Here is a 20113-nt window from a genome sequence, read left to right as displayed (position 1 = left end):
AGATGGAACGCATCGAAACCGACCTGCTGGTCATCGGCTCGGGCTGCGGCGGCCTGTCCACCGCGGTCACCGCCCGCAAGGCGGGGCTGGACGTGATCGTCGCCGAAAAGGAGCCGGTCTTCGGCGGCACCACCGCCTTCTCCGGCGGCGTGCTTTGGATCCCCGGCAACCGCCACGGCCGCGCCCACAACCCGGGCGACAGCCGCGAGGCGGCCAAACAGTACCTGCGCAACGAGTGCGGCGCGGGCTTCGACGAGGCGGCGGTGGACAGCTTCCTGGACGCGGCACCGGCCGCGGTGGAGTGGTTCGAGCGCGAGACCGAGGTGAAGTTCGTCCCCACCCTCTACCCCGACTACCACCCGACGGTGCCGGGCGGCGTGGACATCGGCCGCTCGATCCTGGCCGCGCCCTATGACATCCGCGGCCTGGGCGCCGACATGGCGCGGCTGCGCCCGCCGCTGCAGACCATCACCTTCATCGGGATGATGTTCAACTCGTCCAACGCGGACCTGAAGCACTTCTTCAACGCCACGAAGTCGCTGACCTCCTTCGTCTACGTCGCCAAGCGGCTGGCCACGCACATCAAGGAGCTGCTCCGCTACGGCAAGGGCATCCAGGTCACCAGCGGCAACGCGCTGGCCGCCCGGCTGGCCAAGTCGGCGCTGGCCGCTGGCGTGCCGATCTGGACCGAGGCGCCGGCCGTGAAGCTGGTGCAGCAGGCCGGGCGGGTCGTGGGTGCGGTCATCCGCCGCGACGGCAAGGAGGTCGAGGTGCGCGCCCGCCACGGCGTGGTGCTGGCCTGCGGCGGCTTTCCGCACGACGCGAAGCGCATCGCCCGGGCCTACCCGCACCTGAGGAGCGGCGGCGAGCACCTCTCGCCGGTGCCCAGCGGCAACACCGGCGATGGCATTGCGCTGGCGGAGAGCGTGGGCGGTCAGTTCGACCTGCGCTTCCCCTCGGCCTCGGCCTGGATGCCGGTGTCGAAGGTCTTGAACGCGGACGGCAGCACGGGCGTCTTCCCGCACCTGCTGGACCGCTACAAGCCCGGCATCATCGGCGTGACCCGCCAGGGGCGGCGCTTCTGCAACGAGTCCGAGTCGTATCACGACGTGGGCGCCGCGATGATCGAGGCCTGCCGGGGCGAGGCCGAGACCGCCGCCTGGCTGGTCTGCGACGCCGCGGCGCTGGCCAAGTACGGCCTGGGCTACGTCAAGCCGGCGCCGGTGCCGCACGGGCGCTTCCTGCGCAACGGCTACCTGAAGAAGGGCGCCACGCTGGCCGAGCTGGCGCAGGCCTGCGGCATCGATGCGGCGGGGCTGGAGCGCACGGTGCGCGAGTACAACGTCGGCGCTGAGCAGGGCCAGGACCCGGCCTTCGGCCGCGGCAGCACCAGCTTCAACCGCTACTTGGCCGACCCGGCGCAGCGGCCCAACCCCTGCGTGGCGCCGCTGGCCCAGGGGCCGTACTACGCGGTCAAGCTGATCATGGGCGACCTGGGCACCTTCGACGGCCTGCGCACCACGCCCTTGGGCGAGGTGCTGTCCACCCAGGGCGCGGCGATCCCCGGCCTGTACGCCGTGGGCAACGACCGCGCCAGCCTGATGGGCGGCAACTACCCCGGCGCTGGCATCACGCTGGGGCCGAACCTGGTGTTCGGCTGGCTGCTGGGGCGCCACCTTGCCGGGTTGGCCGGGAAGGCCGGAACGGATGTCCAGGACGCCGCCACACAGGAGCAGCGCCGTGCAGCCTGACGCCCTGCCCGCCGGCCGGCTCGGCGCCACCAAGGCGCTGGTGGACCACCGCATCTACACGATCGCGCTGCGCAAGATGCCGGAGTTCCTGGAGGTCTTCGACCGCCTGGCCATGCCCATCCTGCTGAGCACGCTGGGCGCGCCGCTGGGGTTCTGGGTCAGCCAGGTCGGGCCGCAGAACCAGTTCGTGCACCTCTGGGGCTACGACAGCCTGGCCGACTACGAGGCGCGCTGCCTGGCGCGCGACAGCCACCCCGACTTCCCGGCCTACCTGGGCGCCTCGGGCCACCTCATCACGGCGCAGGAAACGCGGCTGATCCGCCGCGTCGCACTGCCGAGCATCCAGGGCTGGACATGAGCATGACCGCAGTCTCCGCCGCGATCACCGCCCCCCGCACCGTCCTCGTCACCGGCGGCGCCGACGGCATTGGCTGGGCCACCGCGCAGCGCTTTGCGGCCGGCGGCGACCGGGTCGTGATCATCGACCTGAAGGACGATCTGGCCGCCCAGCGCGCCGCCGAGCTGGGGTCAGGAGCTGGCGCAGCCCACCTCGGCCTGGGCGGGGACGTGACGCAGGAGGCCTCGGTGCAGGCCGTGGTGGCGCACGTGCTGGCGCAGACCGGCCGCATCGACGTGCTGGTCAACAACGCCGGCATCGGCGACCAGCCCGGCGCAACGGTGGACCAGGCGGTCGATGCCTTCGACCGCGTGCTGAGCGTGCACCTGCGCGGTACCTTCCTGATGAGCCGCGAGTGCGGCCGGGTGATGCTGAGTCAGGAACAGGGCGGCGCCATCGTCAACCTGGCCTCGATCGTCGCCAGCGCCGGCATCCCCGGGCGCAACGCCTACGGCGCGGCCAAGGCCGGCATCGTCGGCATGACCAAGGCGATGGCCGTCGAGTGGGGCGCTCGCGGCATCCGCGTCAACGCGGTGGCGCCCGGCTACGTGCGCACCGCCCTGGTCGAGAAGCTGCAGGCGCAGGGCTCGCTCAACACCGACGCCATCCACGCCCGCACGCCGATGGGCCGCATGGGCACCCCCGCCGAGATCGCCGAGGCGATCGCCTTCCTGGCCTCTGCGCAGGCCAGCTTCATCACCGGCGCGGTGCTGGCGGTGGACGGCGGCTGGATCGCCCACGGCGGCGCCATCCCGTCCGTGCCGCCCGTCGTGGCGTCGTGAATTTCCGCCTGAGCAAGGACCTTCCATGCTGATCCACCTCTTCAACGCCTGGTCTACGGCGCGCTGCTGATCGTCATGTGCTCCGGCCTGGCGCTGATCTACGGGCTGCGCCGGGTCGTCAACTTCGCCCACGGCTCGCTGTACATGCTGGGCGCCTACATCGGCTACTCGGTGGCCGCGCAGAGCAATTTCTGGCTCGCGCTGATCGTCGCCCCGGCGGTGATGGCCGTGCTCGGCGTGGTGATTGACCGCTGGGGCTTTCGCCTGCTGCAGGACCGCGACCCGCTCACCGTGGTGCTGGTCACCTTCGGTGGCCTGCTGGTGATCGAGGACTTCGTGCAGACCGTCTGGGGCAAGAACAACCTGTCGGTGGCCACGCCGCAAGCGCTGGCCTTCTCGGTGGACCTGCTCGGCACCCCCGTGCCGGCCTACCGCATCGGCGTGATCGTCGTCGGCGCCGCGGTGGCACTGGGGCTGACGCTGTGGCTGCGCCACTCGCGCATGGGCCTGTTCGTGCGCGCCGCCTCGACCGACCCGGTCACCACCGCGATGCAGGGCGTGCACACCGATGCGCTGTCGGCCCTGGTGGTCGGCCTGGGCACCGCGCTGGCCGGGCTGGCCGGGGTGGTGGCTGCGCCCTTCCTGTCGCTGTCGCCCTCGATGAGCTCGGACGTGATCATCGACAGCTTCGTGGTCGTCGTGGTCGGCGGCCTGGGCAGCCTGGCTGGCGCCTTCATCGCCGCGCTGGTGCTGGTGCTGGGCATGGTGCAGGCGCTCGGCGCCGTGTGGCTGCCCGACACCTCCGCGCTGCTGCCCTTCGTGCTGATGGTGGCCATCCTGATCTGGAAGCCGGCGGGCTTTGCCGGGAGCCGTACTTGAGCCGCCCCCCGAAACCTCCGCGCCGCGAACGGAACGCCCCATGAGCAACCTCCGCCTCCTCCTCACCACCGCCGCCGCCCTGGCGCTGGGCGTGGCCGCCGCGCTGCTGATCGGCTCCAGCACCGTGCTGTCGCTGCTCAACCAGGCGGTGATCTACGCTCTCTTCGCCCTCGGCGTGGGCCTGCTGCTCAAGCAGAACGGCATGGTCAGCTTCGGCCACGCGCTGTACTTCGGCTCGGCCGGCTACGTGGTGGCCATCCTGCTGCAGGCCAAGGCGGTGCCCGCCGAGGCCGCGGTGCTGATCGCCGTGCTGGGCCTCACCGCGCTGGCCTTTCTGATCGGGCTGGTGATGGTGCGCGTGCCCGGCGTGGCCTTTGGCATGCTGACACTCGCCGTCGGGCAGATGGCCTACCTGACCGCCTCGCGCTCGCGCGGCGTCACCGGCGGCGCCGACGGCATGACCATCGAGTGGCCGAACACGCTGTTCGGGCTGTCGATCTCGGCGCTGACCAAGCCCTCGGGCATGCTGATCCTGGCCTGGTCGGTGCTGGTGCTGGGCAGCGCGGCGCTGACGCTGCTGCTCAGGAGCCGCTTTGGCGCCATCACCGAGGCGGTGCGCGACAACGAGGAGCGCGCCCGCTTCATCGGCATCCGCACCGTCCTGCCGCGCGCCGCGGTGTACGCGCTGTCGGCGGCGATCACCGCCTCGTCGGGCGTGCTGGCCGCGCTGAACACCGGCTTCGTCTCGCCCGAAACGCTGCACTGGAGCCTCTCCGGCGTGGCGCTGATGATGGTGGTGGTCGGCGGCACCAAGGTGCTCTGGGGCCCGGCCCTGGGCGCGGCGGTGTACTTCCTGGCCAAGGACGTGCTGGGCGACCACGCGCAGCACTGGATGGCGATCTTCGGTATCGCGCTGATCGTGGTGATCGTCTACGCGCCCGAGGGCCTGTCCGGCCTGATCCAGCGCCTGCTGCAGCCGCGCAAGCCCAAGCCCTCGGCCCTGGTGTCGGGCATCTATGGCGGTCGCGTGCGCCGCTCGCATTGACGTGATGAGCCCTCGGCTCCTCACCCTCCCAACGCATTGAGGCTCTCCATGCCCGACTACGTGTTGCAGACCACCGACGTGGCGATCCACTACGGCGGCGTCAAGGCGCTCGACGGCGTCGACATGACGCTGGAGCGCGGCAAGATCCGCGGCCTGATCGGCCCGAACGGCGCCGGCAAGTCCACCGTCATCGACGCCATCACCGGCCGGCGCCGCCTGACGCGCGGCAGCGTCAAGATCAAGGGCGAGGACGTCAGCGCGCTCGGCGTGGTCGAGCGCCGCGCCCGCGGCCTGTCGCGCTCCTTCCAGCGCACCTCCATCTTCGGCCAGATGCCGGTGCGCAAGCAGGTGGAGCTGGCGGCCTTCAAGATGGGCGCCCCGGACCCCGGCGCCGACGCCGACGACGTGCTGCGCGAGCTGGACCTCGACGAGCTGGCCGAAGTCACCGCCGCCGACCTGGGCTACGGCCAGCAGCGCCGGCTCGACCTGGCGCTGGCCCTGGTGGGCCAGCCCACCGTGCTGCTGCTCGACGAGCCGATGGCCGGCCTGTCGGTGCAGGAATCGCTGGACCTGGCCGACCACCTCAAGGCGCTGACGCAGCGCCGGCACGTCTCGGTGCTGCTGGTCGAGCACGACATGGACGTGGTGTTCGGCATCTCCGACGTCGTCACCGTCTTCGAACTGGGCCGGGTGATTGCTGCCGGCTCGCCCGCCGAGGTGCGCGCCAACCCGCGCGTGCGCGAGGCCTACCTGGGGAGCGCCGCATGAGCAGCGGAAAGTCTTTGCTTCGTCTGGACGGCGTGCACGCCTACTACGGCGCCGCGCACATCCTGCACGGCATGAACCTGGAGGTGAAGGAAGGCGAGCGCGTCGCGCTGATCGGCCGCAACGGCGTGGGCAAGACCACGGTGGTCAACACCATCCTCGGCCTGGCCACGCTCAAGGCCGGCAGCATCCGCCTGGGCGACTACGCGCTGACGCAGCCGCGCACCTACCTGGCCGCGCAGCACGGCATCGCCGTCGTGCCGCAGGGCCGGCGCATCGTCGCCAACCTGACGGTGGAGGAGAACCTGCAGCTCGGTGCCGCGACCATGGGTTCAGGCCGCAAGGGCCACTGGACGGTGCCGGAGATCTACAAGCTCTTCCCGATCCTGCAGGAGCGCGCACACACCCCCGGCACCGCGCTGTCGGGCGGCCAGCAGCAGATGCTGGCGGTGGGCCGCGCGCTGATGGCCAACCCGGCGCTGATCCTGCTCGACGAGCCCACCGAGGGCCTGGCGCCGGTGATCGTCGACCAGCTCGGCGTGATCTTCAACCAGGTCGCGGCGCAGGGCACCGCGCTGCTGCTGATCGAACAGAACATGACGCTGGTGATGCGCGTGGCCGAGCGCTACTGCGCCATGGCCAAGGGCGCCATCGTCGCCAAGGGCCGGGTGCACGAGGAAAGCCTCGACGAGCTGCACAAGCACGTGATGGTCTGAGCCCCCGCATCGCACCACCCCACCAAGTTTCACAAGAACCGGCGCCGGCCGGATGGCAACGAGCACACCCGAAGGAGACATGCTCATGACGACGAAGACCCCCCTGAACCGCCGCACCGTCGCCCTGGCTGCCGCGGCACTGACCGCCACCCTCGGCCTGAGCGGCAGCGCCTGGGCCCAGGCCAAGGACCCGGTCAAGGTCGGCCTGCTCAGCTCCAAGTCGGGCGTGTTCGCCCAGCAGGGCGAGGAGGTCATCCGCGCGGTCAAGTTCGCGATCGAGGAGGCCAACGCCAAGGGCGGCGTCGACGGCCGCAAGGTCGAGGTCGCAGAGGCCGACGACGAGGGCACGCCCGACGCCGGTCGCCGCGTAGCCGAGAAGCTGGCGCGCGACGGCTACAACCTGCTGATCGGCGCGATCCCCTCCTCCATCTCGCTGGCGCTGGGCCCGAACCTGGAGCGCTGGGACGCCGCCTACTTCGTCGTGGCCAGCAAGAGCGACAAGATCACCGGCGACTCCTGCAAGCCGCGCATGTTCCGCACCAACCACTCGGACGCGATGGACATCGCGATGATTTCCGAGTGGGCCAAGGGCTTCAAGGAGAAGACCTACGCCTCGATGGCCGCGGACTACGTCTGGGGCCGCGACTCGGCCGAGTCCTTCGCCAAGGCCGTCAAGGCGCAGGGCAAGGAGATCAAGCTGCAGCTGTACGCGCCGCTGGGCACCAAGGACTTCTCGCCCTTCATCGCCCAGCTCAAGGAGGCCAAGGTCGACGCGATCTGGGTGGCCGAGACCGGGCGCGACGCGATTGCCTTCGTCAAGCAGGCGGCCGAGTTCGGCCTGATCCCGCAGACCAAGCTCATCGGCCACTCGTTGATCCTGAACTTCATGATCAACGGCACCGACAAGCTGCTCGAAGGCACCCCCGGCACCACCGGCTACACCCCGGACATCGACAACCCGCGCAACAAGGCCTTCGTCGCCGCCTGGAAGGCCAAGTTCAACCGCCTGCCCACCGACAACGAGGGCCAGGCCTACAACGGCGCCCAGGTCATGTTCGACGGCGTGCGCCTGGCCAAGAGCGCCAAGCCCGGCGATGTGGCCAAGGCCCTGTCCGGCGCCAAGCTGGACACCATCTACGGCGCCGGCCTGACGATGCGCGCGGCCGACAACCAGCTGGTGCTGCCGAACTACGTCGGCCGCGCCAAGGTGGCCGACGGCGTGCTGCGCCCGGTGATCGAGCAGAGCTTCCCGCCCTCGCTGGCGCCGGCCGCGTCGCCGCTGTGCAAGATGTGAGTTGAACGCCCGGCCTCGACCGGCGCGTTGTCGTCGGGGCCCGGCTACGCCCGATCCAGCCACACGTACAGGACGTAGCCAGTGCCCAGCACATACAGGGGCGTGAAGATGCGCTTGTTGTGTTTGGCCAGCCAGCGCGGCAGGTAGATGTCGAAGTTCTCGTCACGCCGGTCGGTGTAGCGGGCGGCCACCCCGGTCAACGGGCAGGACCAGCGGTTGACCAGCAGCACCAGACCTTCCAGCGCCACGCACCCGACCAGCAGCGCCGCCCACCCCAGCTGCCCCTGCCAGGCCGCCAGCGGTGCCCCGACGATGCAGGCGACGAAAAACCCCCAGATCAGCGTGTGCAGCGCCTTCACGGTCTCGAGTGCGGTGTGCGGTTTCATGGGGGCCTCGACGAAGAGGGGACCTGCCGAGCAGCGAGCCCGGCCACATCCTGCCCGTCAGCGTACAGAGACGCCGCCGCGCTGTCCTGGCCGCAGGTCAAGCTCACGCGGCGGGCCGGTGGGTTGAGCAGCAGCACGCGCCACGACCCGTTCTCGGCGAAGGCGATGGTGGATCCTGGGATCACCTGATCGGGCGATGCTCTGACCGGCCTCCCGCCCTCCGCCAGGTCCTCGCTGCTGCAGCTGAAAAACGCTGAGCAAGTCCGCCCAATTCCAGCGGCTGGACAAGTTGGCGCTCACTCAGTATTGCCACTTTTGGCAAGGGAATACTGTTCGATGAGCCACAACCCAACCCACGTCATCACCGGGCCCGACGAAACAGCGCCCAGCGTTGATGGCCTGTTGACCTCCGACGAGGAGATGAGTGACACCGCCGAGCGAGCCAGCATCGTCACCCCCGTCCTCCATGTCGAAACCCAAGACGGCGACTTCAATGTCAGCACAGTCCTGATCCCGCCCGCCGAGTGGCCGGCGTATAGCGACGTCCAGGCGGCCTACGTGCCCCCAGCCATCCACATCGACTGGGGCGCCAGCGCTGAGCCCATCTCCCTGGCAGCTCCGGCGGGTGAGCCAACCGCGGCGATCGATTCCGCCTCCAAAGAGCCGTTGGAACCCGTCACCATCGCCCCGCTCGTGGAATCGGTTTCCCTTTCAACCCCAGCGAGCTGCGAGTTCCTTCCTGCCGAAGAAGCGCCTGACGTGCCGGTCGCGGTCCGGGTCGATGGCGAGGACGTGGGCGCCGACAGCCTGGTCGATGTCAGCGAGGACATCGTCCTCCCGATCGACCCGCCTTGCGGCATCCTTCCCGGCGACAACCTGCCGATCGCGATCGAGATCGGAGACCTGGACAACGGCGAAGAAGACAAGCCCCAGCCAGACCCCACGGCCGACGAGAAGCTCCTGGATGGACCTGTCGACGACTTCCTCGCTATCGACTGGACGGTCGAGACCGGCGGCTGCGACGCCGTCATCGCCATCTGCAAGCTGATGCCCATCGATGGCTGGGAGATCGTACCGACCGGCGTGCCAATCGATGCCGACCTGCAGCCCATCGACCTCGCCGATACACCCGTCGACCCCATCACGCCAGTCGAGTGCCCGGTCGACCAGGAGGTCGGTCAGCTGTACTACACGGTTGCGCAGAACAGCGACAGCCTGGCGGTCGACACTTTGGTGGCGTTGGATGGGGTCGTGCAGTAGTTCGCCAGATGGGCTCGGGCCTGCCGCACAGCCCCTCACTGCCCCCCACCTCCCCCACCCCCGCTTCCCCAACCCGGAAATGCCCCGCCGCCATCACCGCCAGATCGGCGGCGATGCGGGGGTGAATGCCATCAGGTTCAGCACGTGTCGCGCTGCAGGTCGATGCGCTGGACCAGCTTGTGCACCTGGCCCTGTTGCTGAGCGGCGGATGCCGCCAGGGCAACGCCTTCCGCAGTCCGGTGGATTGGGCAGCGCCACGAGCGCCAGGGTGGAAGATGGTCACTCCCGTCGCACTTGCAGCCGCCAGAGGTCACACGGTACGATCCCCTGACGATCGGTAAGACACCGCCATGAACACCCTGACCATCAAGATCCCGCCCAGCCTGGACAGCGCCCTGGCGCAGGCCAGTGCCCGGGCCCAGGTAACGAAGTCGGAACTGGTGCGTCGGGCGGTCGCGGCCTACCTGGCGGCCGGTGCGGAGCGCAGCGCGGGCCCGCCCAGCGCGTTGGAACTGGCGGGCGATCTGGTCGGCTGCTTCGGTGGCGGGCCTGACGACCTGGCCTCCAACCCCCGCCACCTCGACGACTTCGGTCGGCCGTGAGCGGCGCGCCCGCCGTCCTGCTCGACACTGGGCCCTGGGTGGCCCTGCATTGCCGGGATGACCGCCACCACGCCTGGGCGCGCGAGCAGTTCGGCCTCATCACCGGGCCGCTGCTCACCTGCGAAGCGGTGGTCGCCGAAACCTGCTTCCTCCTCGCCCGCGGCGGCCACGACCCGGCCAAGGCACTGGCCCTGCTCAGCCGTGGCGTGGTGCGCATCGGCATGTCGCTGGGCGACGAGGCCGAGGCCGTGAAGGCGCTGTTCGAGCGCTACGACAACGTGCCGGCCTCGCTGGCCGACGCCTGCCTGGTGCGCATGAGCGAGCTGTACGCCACCAGCCGGGTGTTCACCCTCGACAGCGACTTCCACATCTACCGCCGCCACGGGCGCAAGGTGATCCCGTTACTGCGACCGGACTGAGCGGCGCTGCCGCAACGGATCATCTCCAGCGTCGGTGTAGACCAGCATGTAGTAGCCGATGAAACTACGCACCACGCTCGTTGGCCTCGTCGCGGTCGAAACGCCAGCCGCCCAGCCGGCCCGGCGTGTTCAGCGCGGACTGCTCGAACTGCTCCAACTCGGCCGCCAACTGCTGCCGGCCGGCTAGCTGCTCCAGATAGTCGCGCACCGCCTGGTTCAGGCTCTTGCCCATCGACTGGACCGAGCGACGCGCCAACTCGACGACGCGGTCGTCGACCGACAAGGTGATGTTCATCGCCACTCCACGGGTTGAGTGCGCACAGTCTACGTGTGAACCGCTGGGCGCTGCTGAATGGGATCGGGGCGACACACTCCACAAGCTTGTGCACCTAGCCCTGCTGCAGCACGCGCATCTGGCCGTCACCTCATCAGTTTTGATGAGGCGCAAGCTTGCCAGTTTGCGCAAGATCAACGCGACAGAAATACATCTTTTCATTCTGCGGGCGTGGTGCTTCTGTACCCGCCAAAGACCAGTGAACAGGGAACTGTGTGGAGGGTCACCATGAAATTACTCCGAACATGCGTGGTGCTGGCAGCTGTGAGCACGGCAACTGCATCCGCAGCCGACCAGACTGAATCCAATGCAGAGACGCGTGCACCTGCATCAACGGCGTCATCACAGATGTCAACCCTGGCGACGGGCGATCTCATCATCCTGAAATCCGCGGCAGACGGTTTTACACCTCTGTTGAATGACGAGAAGGGCAGTAATGGGAATGATAAGTTCATCGCGCCACCTCGTACAAAACTAAAGGTAACCACCGATGAATCTGGAATCTTGACGGTGGTCGTCAAAGATCTGCCCTGCGACGTGAAGGAAGTCCGTCCCAAGGCCTCCGATGCGGCAGGCCCTTCGGCGCCTGAAGGATCGGCGGTGTACATGTCAACTACTATCTTTCAGGTAGCCTCCACAATCACCGTCAGTGAAACTGACTGCAAAGCCTTGAAGCCCATGGTCAAGGAAGGCCGCAGCTACAGGGTGAGCAGTACCAAGCTGCGCGAGTTCGGCTACAACCAACTCGGATTCATTTACGGCGGACTCATCATTCCCTACAAATACTTTCGGCACGACAAGAGCTTGGAACCCGGAACGACCATCGGGCCGTTTATCGGTTATCGTATGGGCCAAACGGGCTGGGGCATCAGCCTCATTGGAACCTATGCCGTCACCGAGATCAGGGTCAAGGTGAAAGACGGCGACACGCTCAAAGATCGGAATTTTTGGGGATTGTCGAGCGGTATCGGCCTGATGTTTGACGTCACGAAATCCGAAACCCCGTTCCGCGCCGGGATCATGTGGGGGAGGGATCGTGTTGGCTCAAACAATGTTGAAGTCTACCCGCACGATGGAAAGGGTTGGATTGCGGCCCAGTTAGGCTGGGAGTTCAGTCGCTAGCCTACCGTGAAATCGTGATGTTGCCATCCACGAGTTCGGGGACGCGATGGGTTTGCAGGTTTATTTCGAAGGCTTCAGAAATGACCAACAATCAGTCCACTGTATTGCGAGTCATGGGCACACTGTACAAGAATCCGCCCGAAACCACGAGGAAAAATAATTCTTGCATTATATCATTGAATCCATCACTTCACTGTTGAGTCCACCCCGAATCCGGATGTTCTTGATGTTTCTGGAAAATGAATACCCTTTTCAAAAACATAGGACTTACGCAAACGTTTAAATCAAACTAGATTATTTAATATATCGGCGCCGATTTCGTGGTATTTGTGATAATATATTCACCATGAAACCCACGAGCCGAGACTACTGCCAATTTCTGATATCCACACAAATCAACTACACGCAGACCTATTTTGCGGATCACCATCAGAGGTTTTCTCATGACGCCATAAATCGCTACTTGCAGGCTGCCAATATCAGCCCGGCCGATGTCTGGAATCTGGCCCGACGAAACATCGAATTTGACGACGATGCCTGCCTGGTTTTCGATGACAGCGTTCTGGACAAGAACCACTCGCACAAAATCGAGCTGGTGCGCAAACAGTACAGCGGCAACGCCCACGGCCTGATCAAGGGCATTGGGGTGGTCAACTGCCTGTACGTGAACATCAAGACCGGCCACTACTGGATCATCGACTGGCGCATCTATGCGCCTGACGAAGACGGCAAGTCCAAGCTGGATCATGTCCAGGAGATGTTCGACAATGCCATGGCGCACAAGAAGCTGCCCTTTCGCACCGTGCTGATGGACTCCTGGTACGCCACCATGGATCTGATGAAGCACATCCACCGGGCGGGCAAGCACTTCTACTGCCCGCTCAAGAGCAATCGCAAGGTTGACGACAGCCAAGGCCAGCAGCCCTACAAGGCGGTCAGTACGCTGCAGTGGAGTGCCCAAGAACATGTGCATGGCAAACACGTCAAACTGTTCAAGTTTCCCAGTGACATCAAGCTGAAACTGTTCCGGGTTGTGGTTGATACCAATCGCACGGACTGGGTTGTGACAAACGACCTATCTCAAGATTCGACGGACGATACGCATGAGATGTGTGCCGTGCGCTGGAAGATTGAGCAGTACCACAGGGAGATCAAGCAGGTTCTTGGCATCGAAAAATGTCAGTGCAGAATGGCCCGGTCACAGAAGAATCACATCGCCTGCGCGATATTGGCCTGGGTCCACCTCTGCGAGACGGCCAAAGCGCTGAAGACAAACATCTACAGCCTGAAGAAGGGAATCCTCTCGGAATTCCTCAAGAAGGAACTTCGGTCACCAACCATTCGCATGGCACCCATCTGACATATTGAGTCGAAATGGCGAATCATTGCGCTAGCTGAAGTGACCCTGCGTAAGTCCTAAAACAGTCCCCTCTATTTGCTGATCGTTGTCATCGCTGTCGCGGTCAGCGGTTGCGATAGTTTCAATCGGCATTACATGGAGTCTAAACCCCACATTAATCCCGGACTCAGATGGCTGGATGAAGCGGAAACTGAAGGCGACTGTAAGATTCGCAGGGTCGATTGCATCGACAACGCATACGGGTCAGAAGCTGCGATAGCATTGTGCCGAGAGCGAACCAACGAATGCATTGCGCGGACCAAGAATGGCGGAGGCCCTCGAGTTGCGGCGAGATCTCCGCAATCGACGACTTCTGAAGGCGCATCCGATTCCCGTGAGTTGCAGGAAGCATTGGGGCAACTTGGTTCTGCCATTGGTAGTTATCAACACTCACGAAATCGACAACCAGACGGTGATAGGCCGAAACCTCAGGCATCAACCCCAAGCCAAGAAAATCAGTCACAGCCACATAGAGGCCAACCCGGGGAACCCGTTCACGGCTGCTTGACGCCAATCCAAGAAGGTGTGGGCGGATTCACAAACACCTGTTCGTTCAAGGTCAATTTTGGATTTTGTAACATCAAACCACGACCCGATGCATGGGCAACAGTTCACGATTGTGCACGCGCCTCTAATTTGATAAATTACAGAGGCATTAACGCCAACAGTAGACAGGTGTTACAAAATCGTGCGGCAGAATCTACCGCATGGTTTGCATGCAAAGATCCCGCAATTCCGAAAGAGATGCGATTTGAGGGCGGTCGCATCATTGCCTTTTGCCGAGTTCCGTGAACGAACAGAGATCGAACGGTATTACGCACTGATCTTGCTCAATTAAGCTAGCCAACCCACCCTCTGCGCCTCAAACACCGCCTCCGTCCTGTTCTCCGCGCCCAGCTTCCCGTACAGCCCCCGTACGTGCGTGCGCACCGTGTTCACGGAAACACCCAAGCGGTCAGCGATCTCAACATAGCTATAGCCCTTGGCGGTCAACTCAAGAATCGCCCGTTCGCGTGGCGTGGGTCTTTGCAGCGTGTCCGGCGGAGCAGGCAGACCCGCTTGCTCGGTTTTTGACGACCACATGACCGGCGACGATCCGGATCCCTGCGGCGCTTTGTCCACGATTTCCGCGGCGCAGCCTACGATCAGTTCGCATGCGACATGGCCCAAGACATCGGTGCTTACCGAGCCTTGATCACTGGATAGTATTTCCGCCGCATGACGCAGGAGTGTTGCGGTGGGGTGGGCGCAGGACAAGGTGGTAGCGGTCACACGGTGGAGGTCCGGCACCCGATCCCGGACCAGTTGCGCGGGCAGGATCAGCACGTGCTGTTCGAATCCTGCATCGAAGGCGAGTTCGTAGGGGTGGTCACTGGTGTACAGCGCCATGTCGCCCGGTTGAAGGACGGCCTCCCGCCCATCCTGGCGAACCACTGACCTGCCGCGGCGCTGGATGTTGACCAGTACATGCTCCTGGCTGGCTTGGGCGATGAATTTGGGCGTCAGGCGGACGCGTTGGGCCTGTGAACGCACCCGAGAGATGCTCAGCGCGCCGATCTGTCGTTGGTCGATGTGACCGAAGAACCTTGACCGCTGGGCCACTTCAAGGCAGTTGACCCGGACCAAATGAGCACAGACCATGTCCACCCAAAAAGCGTGACGCTCCGAGGCGTCGACGCCCTGGGTCGAAATAGAGATGCAGTTTCTGTGCTGCAGCATGGCGCCCTCTCCTCTACCCTCGAACCCTCTTCATCCGGTGGCTGTCGCCAACAACGGGTCTCATGACATTGCTGAATGTCAAGCTGCAGCGTACCGTGAAAAAGTTGACACAGCAACGACTCGGGTGGCACGAGCGCAGGCAGGGAGATGTACGCCGTGCGGGACACCAGTGGCTACGCGGGAAGGTTGGCGGGTACGTGCGATTGAAGCAGGCTGGGGCCTGTTCCCCACCAATGTCTGCCCAAGCCGCTTGAGCGGGTCGCGGCAGGACGGCGCGGTATTTCCCTGCCCGCCTCGTAGCGCCGGCCGCCGCTGCGACGGTTCACTGACGCGGGCTGCAGCCTCACCGCTCCGCCAACGCCCCCACCCCCTCATCCTCCACCCGGAAGTGCCCCGCCGGCATCACCGCCAGATCGGCGGCGATGCGCGGCGTGAAGTCCATCTGGTCCAGCACGTCGCGCTGCAGGTCGATGCCGGGGGCGATTTCGAAGAGTTCCAGGCCTTCGGGCGTGAGTCGGAAGCTGGCGCGCTCGGTCAGGTACAGCGCGGTTTGGCCGCGTTGCAGGGACTGCGGGCCGCTGAAGGTGATCTGGTCGACGCGCTTCACGAGCTTGTGCACCTGGCCCTGCTGCAGCACGCGCATCTCGCCGTCGCCGGTGGCGAGCTTCACCCCCTTGGCCGCGAAGGTACCGCAGAAGATCACCTTGCGGGCGTTCTGGGCGATGTCGATGAAGCCGCCCGGGCCGACGGCCAGGCCGCCGAGGCGGGAGACGTTGACGTTGCCCAGCTCGTCCATCTCGCCGAAGCCGAGGAAGGCCAGGTCGAGGCCGCCGCCGCCGTAGAAGTCGAACTGCGTGGGGGCGTCCAGCATCGCGCTGGCGTTGCGAGCGTAGCCGAAGAGCACGCCGTCCAGGAGGCTGCCGCCGTAGGTGCCGTGCTCGATGGTCTGGTAGATGCGGTCCAGCTCGCCGCGCGCGACCACCAGCTTGGCGACCGCGTCGGGGATGCCGACGCCGTAGTTGACCACCGCGCCCTCGAAGAGCTCGCAGGCGGCGCGGCGGGCGACGGCCTGGCGCTCGTCGAACTCGCGGGCCTCGGCGGGCAGCGGGGCGAAGCGGGCCTCGCCGGTGAGCTCGCCGCTGAGCGTGGCGTCGAAGGGGATGTCGTAGCTGCTGCGCTGGCCGGCATCGACCACCACCGCGTCCACCCAGGCGGCGGGGATGCGCACCTCGCGGGCCTTGAGGCTGCCGCGCGGCAATCGCTCCTTCACCTGCACGATCACCTTGCCGCCGCTGCTGCGCGCGGCCAGGGCGATGTGGGCGGCGTCGAGGTTGGCGGCCTCGTGCTCGAAGCTGATGTTGCCGTCCTCGTCCGCCGCTGAGGCGCGCACCAGCGCGACGTCGACGCGGTAGGGCTTGTAGCGCAGGTACTCGCGGCCGTCGATGGTGACGACTTCGGCCAGGTCGTCCTGCGCCGCCTCGTTCATGCGCCCGCCGCCGTGGCGGGGGTCGCAGACGGTGCCGAGGCCGACGTGGGTGATCAGGCCCGGGCGGCCGCCACCGATCTCGCGGAAGAGCTGGGACGACACACCGCCGGGCAGGATGTAGGCCTCGATCTGGTTGGTCTGCGCCAGCTGCTGCATGCGCGGCGACCAGACCCAGTGCCCGCCGATGACGCGCTTGACCAGCCCGGCGTAGGCGAAGCAGTTCATGCCGAGGGTGGCCTTGTCGCCAATGCCCAGGGCGTGCACCACCGTCAGGCCGTGGGGCCCTTCGCCGGCCAGGAAGCGGCGCTCCACCGCCTGGAACAGGTGCGTGGCCTCCATCAGCCCGCCGCCCCCGCCCATCAGCGCGACGGTGTCGCCGTCGCGGATCAGCCGCACCGCCGCGTCGGCGGTCATGAACTTGTTCTTCATGGCAATGTCCGGTTCGAGGGTTCAGCGGCTCAGCGGTGCAGGTCGTGGAGGGCGGCGCCCTTCTTCATCACCTGCTTGGCGATCACGCCACGGTGGATTTCCGAGGTGCCGTCGAAGATGCGGTAGATGCGGGCGTCGCGGTAGTAGCGCTCGATCGGCAGCTCCTTGCAGAAGCCCATGCCGCCGAAGAGCTGCACCGCGCGGTCGACCACGCGGCCCAGCGTCTCGGCCGCATGCACCTTGACCATCGCGATGTCCTCGCGCGCGTCCAGGCCCTGGTCGAGCTTCCAGGCGGCCTGCAGCACCATCCAGCGCGCGGCGTTCACCTCGATGACGCTGTCGGCCAGCATCGTCTGGATCATCTGGAAGTCGCCGATCTTCTGGCCGAACTGCTTGCGCTCAGTGGCGTAGGCGGTCATCTGCTCCAGCACATGGCTGGCCTTGCCCACCGCGCGCGCGCCGACCTGCGCCAGTCGCACCACGTTGAGCGCGCCCATCGCCAGCTTGAAGCCCTGGCCGCGCTCGGCCAGCAGCGCCAGCGGCTCCAGCACCACCTGGTCGAAGAAGAGTTCGACGTGCGGCGTGCCGCGCAGGCCCATCATCTTCTGGTCCTTGCCGACGGTGAAGCCGGGCAGGCCCTTGTCGACCATGAACATGCTGATCTCTTTGTCGCCGGTGCGGGCCGAGACCAGGAAGAAATCGCTCCACTCGCCGTCGCTGATGAAGTGCTTGGCACCGTTGAGCACCCAGCAGCCGTCCTCGCGCAGCTTGGCGTGGGTCTGGATGCCCGCGGCGTCCGAGCCAGCGCCGGGCTCGGTGATCGCGATGGCGCAGGTGCGCTCGCCGCGCACCGCCGGTTCCAGCCAGCGCGCGCGCTGTTCGCCGCGGCACTCCAGCAGCGGCTCGTAGACGTTGCCGAAGGCGCGGCGAATCAGGATGTCGCTGGTGTGGCCGAACTGCTCCTCGCAAAGGATGCGGTCCACCGCGCTCAGGCCGCCGCCGCCCACCGATTCGGGCATGTTCATCGCCCACAGGCCCAGGGCCTTGGCCTTTTCGTGGACGGCCAGCGCCGCCTCGCGCGGCAGTGCGCCGCTGTCCTCGATGCCCTGTTCGAGCGGCTGGAGTTCCTGCTGGATGAAACGCCGCACGGTGTCGAGCAGCATCTTCTGTTCGTCTCTGAGGCCGAAGTCCATGGCTCGGAGGTCTCTCGGTTTGACTTGGAAAAGTCTAGGTTGGATCGAAATTCATTAGTGGAAACACGTTCCACTATCGCTCGGCGATTCTCACACAATCGACCCATCCGCCGCCACTGCGGACTAACCAGTCCCCGCCGGAGATCCAGCACGATGACCCTCGACGCCACAGCCACCGCCACCGCAACCTTCCCAACGCCACCCGCCCGCATGCCGATCGCCCTGATCGGCGCCGGCGCCATCGGCCGCATGCACGCCGAGCGCTGCCTGACCCACCCGGCGGTGCAGCTGGTCGCCCTCGCCGACCCCACCGAAGCGGGGCAGGCCTATGCCCGCTCGATCGGCGTGGCGGCCTTTGCCGACCACCGCGCGCTGCTGGATGCGGCCGGCGCGCTGGGCCTGGCCGCGGTGATCGTGGCCACGCCCAACGCCACGCACCGGCCGGTGGGGCTGGACTGCATCGCCCGCGGCCTGCCGGTGCTGATGGAAAAACCGGTGGCCGGCAGCCTGGACGACGGCGCGGCGCTCTGCGACGCGGCCGACGCCGCGGGCGTGCCGCTGCTGGTGGCCCACCACCGCCGCCATAACCCGATCAGCCAACGCGCCCGCGCGCTGATCGCCGAGGGCGCCATCGGCCGGCCGGTGGTCGCCAACGTGCTGGCCACCTGGATGAAACCGGCGCCCTACTTCGACCTGGCCTGGCGGCGCGAGCCGGGGGGCGGGCCGGTGCTGATCAACCTGATCCACGACATCGACCAGCTGCGCTGGCTGCTCGGCCCGCGCGCGGGCGAGGTGGTGTCGGTGCAGGCAGCAACGTCCTCGGCGCAGCGCGGCTTCGAGGTGGAGGACAGCGCCGCGGTGATCCTGCGCTTCGAGCAGGGCGCGCTGGCCACGCTGCTGACCAGCGACGCGGCAGTGTCGCCCTGGAACTGGGACCTGGCTGCCGGCGAGGCGGCGCACTACCCGCAGCAGGCCATCGACAGCGCCCACCTGGCCGGCAGCGAGGGCGCGCTGACGCTGCCGCGGCTGAACCTCTGGCGCTACGACGGCGCCGCCGGCTGGCACGAGCCGCTGACGCTGCGCCACACCGCGCTGCACCGGCGCGACCCCTACGTCGAGCAGCTGACGCACCTGCGCGCGGTGGCCGAGGGCCGCGAGGCGCCGGTCTGCCCGGGGCGCGACGCGCTGCGCAGCCTCGAAGTCGCGCTGGCGGTGCACACCGCGGCAGCACGCGGCGAACCGGTAAGCTTGGCGGGGTGAAATCGGCGATTCCCTACGAGCCCACCTTGAACACCACCCCCGCGGGAGACGACGCATGTCCGGCGTGATGGAAAGAACCCTGGCGATCCTGGAGCGCCTGGCCCGGGACGTGCGCGGCGTGCCGCTGGCCACGCTGGCCGACGAACTGGACATCCCGCGCAGCGCCACGCACCGTCTGCTCACCGAACTGGCCGAGCACGGCTACGTGCGCCAGTCGCGCGAGCGTGGCGACTACATGCTCACCACCAAGCTGATCTCGCTGGGGCTGAACTACCTGAAGCACTCCGGCGTGGTGGACCTCTGCCAGCCGATCATGGACCGGCTGGCCGAGACGGCCGGCGAGCTGGTGCGCCTGGGCGTGGTGGACGTGGACCACATCACCTGGGTGGCGCTGTCGCAGGGCGCGCGCTCCGGCCTGCGCTACGACCCGGACCAGGGCATCGACGCCAAGCTGAGCTGCACCTCGTCGGGCCACGTCTGGCTGTCGACGATGAGCGAGGACGACGCGCTGACCCTGGTCAGCCGCCAGGGCTTCGGCAAGACCAGCGACTACGGCCCGGCCGCCCCCACCACCCCGACCGCGTTGCTCAAGGCGATCCGCACCGCGCGCAAGCAGGGCTACGCCATCACGGTGGACACCTACGCGGCGGGCCTGGCAGCGATCTCCACCGCCATCTCCGTGCCCGGCCGCGGCGCGGTCGGCGTGCTGGCCATCTCAGGCCCCTCGGTGCGCCTGACCGAGGAGCGCATGCGGGCGCTGGCGCCGGACCTGCTGGCCGCGGCCAGCGACATCGCGAATGTCAGCGGGGCCTCGCCGCTGTTTGATCGGGCCTACGCGCCGGCCTGAGGGACGGGCGGGATCGGGTCAGGGTGGC

General features: G+C 66.7%; 20 protein-coding genes. 15 read left to right on the top strand and 5 right to left on the bottom strand.

Translation table 11 applies throughout. From position 1 onward, the window contains the following. Positions 1-2: 2 nt before the first annotated feature. The 8 genes from NGK70_RS03310 to NGK70_RS03275 all read left to right on the top strand — a co-directional run bounded on the left by NGK70_RS03310 (position 3) and on the right by NGK70_RS03275 (position 7629). Positions 3-1751, top strand: coding sequence for an FAD-dependent oxidoreductase (locus tag NGK70_RS03310; protein ID WP_251971954.1), 1749 nt, complete (start codon positions 3-5; stop codon positions 1749-1751). Between the two features lie 76 nt (positions 1752-1827). Then, a complete protein-coding gene (locus NGK70_RS03305; RefSeq protein ID WP_251973665.1) occupies positions 1828-2109 on the top strand; it encodes an NIPSNAP family protein in 282 nt (93 codons plus the stop codon). Between the two features lie 2 nt (positions 2110-2111). Beyond that, entirely contained in the window at positions 2112-2930 is an 819-nt protein-coding gene (locus NGK70_RS03300) for an SDR family NAD(P)-dependent oxidoreductase (protein ID WP_251971953.1), read from the top strand. 75 nt (positions 2931-3005) lie between these two features. Beyond that, complete coding sequence (locus NGK70_RS03295; RefSeq protein ID WP_251971952.1) at positions 3006-3809, top strand: branched-chain amino acid ABC transporter permease; 804 nt, start codon at positions 3006-3008, stop codon at positions 3807-3809. A 40-nt stretch (positions 3810-3849) separates the two neighbouring features. Beyond that, positions 3850-4854, top strand: coding sequence for a branched-chain amino acid ABC transporter permease (locus NGK70_RS03290; RefSeq protein ID WP_251971951.1), 1005 nt, complete (start codon positions 3850-3852; stop codon positions 4852-4854). A 48-nt stretch (positions 4855-4902) separates the two neighbouring features. Beyond that, positions 4903-5622 (top strand): ABC transporter ATP-binding protein, encoded by a 720-nt coding sequence (locus NGK70_RS03285; RefSeq protein ID WP_251971950.1) that lies wholly within the window; start codon positions 4903-4905, stop codon positions 5620-5622. Further along, the gene (locus NGK70_RS03280) at positions 5619-6335 is read left to right on the top strand and encodes an ABC transporter ATP-binding protein (protein ID WP_251971949.1); all 717 of its coding nucleotides are present in this window, start codon (positions 5619-5621) and stop codon (positions 6333-6335) included. Before NGK70_RS03285 ends, NGK70_RS03280 begins: the two co-directional genes overlap by 4 nt. Positions 6336-6420: 85 nt before the next feature. Next, entirely contained in the window at positions 6421-7629 is a 1209-nt protein-coding gene (locus NGK70_RS03275; RefSeq protein ID WP_251971948.1) for an ABC transporter substrate-binding protein, read from the top strand. 44 nt (positions 7630-7673) lie between these two features. Here NGK70_RS03275 and NGK70_RS03270 read toward each other — a convergent pair whose 3' ends face one another. Beyond that, positions 7674-8015, bottom strand: a complete 342-nt coding sequence (locus NGK70_RS03270; protein ID WP_251971947.1) for a hypothetical protein — start codon at positions 8013-8015, stop codon at positions 7674-7676. 336 nt (positions 8016-8351) lie between these two features. Between NGK70_RS03270 and NGK70_RS03265 the strand changes: the two genes are divergently transcribed. The 3 genes from NGK70_RS03265 (at position 8352) to NGK70_RS03255 (ending at position 10296) form a co-directional block, all read left to right on the top strand. Further along, a complete protein-coding gene (locus NGK70_RS03265; protein WP_251971946.1) occupies positions 8352-9275 on the top strand; it encodes a hypothetical protein in 924 nt (307 codons plus the stop codon). Positions 9276-9625: 350 nt separating this feature from the next. Then, positions 9626-9877, top strand: a complete 252-nt coding sequence (locus NGK70_RS03260) for a ribbon-helix-helix protein, CopG family (protein WP_251971945.1) — start codon at positions 9626-9628, stop codon at positions 9875-9877. Next, positions 9874-10296 (top strand): type II toxin-antitoxin system VapC family toxin, encoded by a 423-nt coding sequence (locus tag NGK70_RS03255; protein WP_251971944.1) that lies wholly within the window; start codon positions 9874-9876, stop codon positions 10294-10296. Before NGK70_RS03260 ends, NGK70_RS03255 begins: the two co-directional genes overlap by 4 nt. A 64-nt stretch (positions 10297-10360) precedes the next feature. On the opposite strand, the gene NGK70_RS03250 is transcribed toward NGK70_RS03255, so the two are convergent. Further along, positions 10361-10591, bottom strand: coding sequence for a MerR family transcriptional regulator (locus NGK70_RS03250; RefSeq protein ID WP_251971943.1), 231 nt, complete (start codon positions 10589-10591; stop codon positions 10361-10363). 267 nt (positions 10592-10858) lie between these two features. Between NGK70_RS03250 and NGK70_RS03245 the strand changes: the two genes are divergently transcribed. Both NGK70_RS03245 and NGK70_RS03240 read left to right on the top strand, forming a co-directional pair. Then, complete coding sequence (locus NGK70_RS03245; protein ID WP_251971942.1) at positions 10859-11752, top strand: hypothetical protein; 894 nt, start codon at positions 10859-10861, stop codon at positions 11750-11752. 346 nt (positions 11753-12098) lie between these two features. Next, a complete protein-coding gene (locus NGK70_RS03240; protein WP_251969112.1) occupies positions 12099-13112 on the top strand; it encodes an IS701 family transposase in 1014 nt (337 codons plus the stop codon). Between the two features lie 873 nt (positions 13113-13985). Here NGK70_RS03240 and NGK70_RS03235 read toward each other — a convergent pair. From NGK70_RS03235 to NGK70_RS03225, 3 genes are all read right to left on the bottom strand, one after another. Next, the gene (locus NGK70_RS03235) at positions 13986-14870 is read right to left on the bottom strand and encodes an AraC-like ligand-binding domain-containing protein (protein ID WP_251971941.1); all 885 of its coding nucleotides are present in this window, start codon (positions 14868-14870) and stop codon (positions 13986-13988) included. Between the two features lie 343 nt (positions 14871-15213). Continuing rightward, entirely contained in the window at positions 15214-16785 is a 1572-nt protein-coding gene (locus NGK70_RS03230; protein WP_251971940.1) for an acyl CoA:acetate/3-ketoacid CoA transferase, read from the bottom strand. A 29-nt stretch (positions 16786-16814) separates the two neighbouring features. Beyond that, positions 16815-17978 (bottom strand): acyl-CoA dehydrogenase family protein, encoded by a 1164-nt coding sequence (locus NGK70_RS03225; protein ID WP_251971939.1) that lies wholly within the window; start codon positions 17976-17978, stop codon positions 16815-16817. Positions 17979-18131: 153 nt separating this feature from the next. Between NGK70_RS03225 and NGK70_RS03220 the strand changes: the two genes are divergently transcribed. Together NGK70_RS03220 and NGK70_RS03215 are read left to right on the top strand one after the other, a co-directional pair. Next, positions 18132-19238, top strand: coding sequence for a Gfo/Idh/MocA family protein (locus NGK70_RS03220; protein ID WP_251971938.1), 1107 nt, complete (start codon positions 18132-18134; stop codon positions 19236-19238). A 55-nt stretch (positions 19239-19293) separates the two neighbouring features. Next, positions 19294-20085: an IclR family transcriptional regulator gene (locus tag NGK70_RS03215; protein WP_251971937.1), complete on the top strand. Its 792-nt coding sequence runs from the start codon at positions 19294-19296 to the stop codon at positions 20083-20085. The last annotated feature ends 28 nt before the right edge of the window (positions 20086-20113 follow it).

This window comes from Sphaerotilus microaerophilus (assembly GCF_023734135.1).
Classification (GTDB): Bacteria; Pseudomonadota; Gammaproteobacteria; order Burkholderiales; family Burkholderiaceae_C; genus Sphaerotilus; species Sphaerotilus microaerophilus.
The sequence above is the reverse complement of the archived record's forward strand: the minus strand, read 5'-3'. Positions and strand labels throughout refer to the sequence as shown.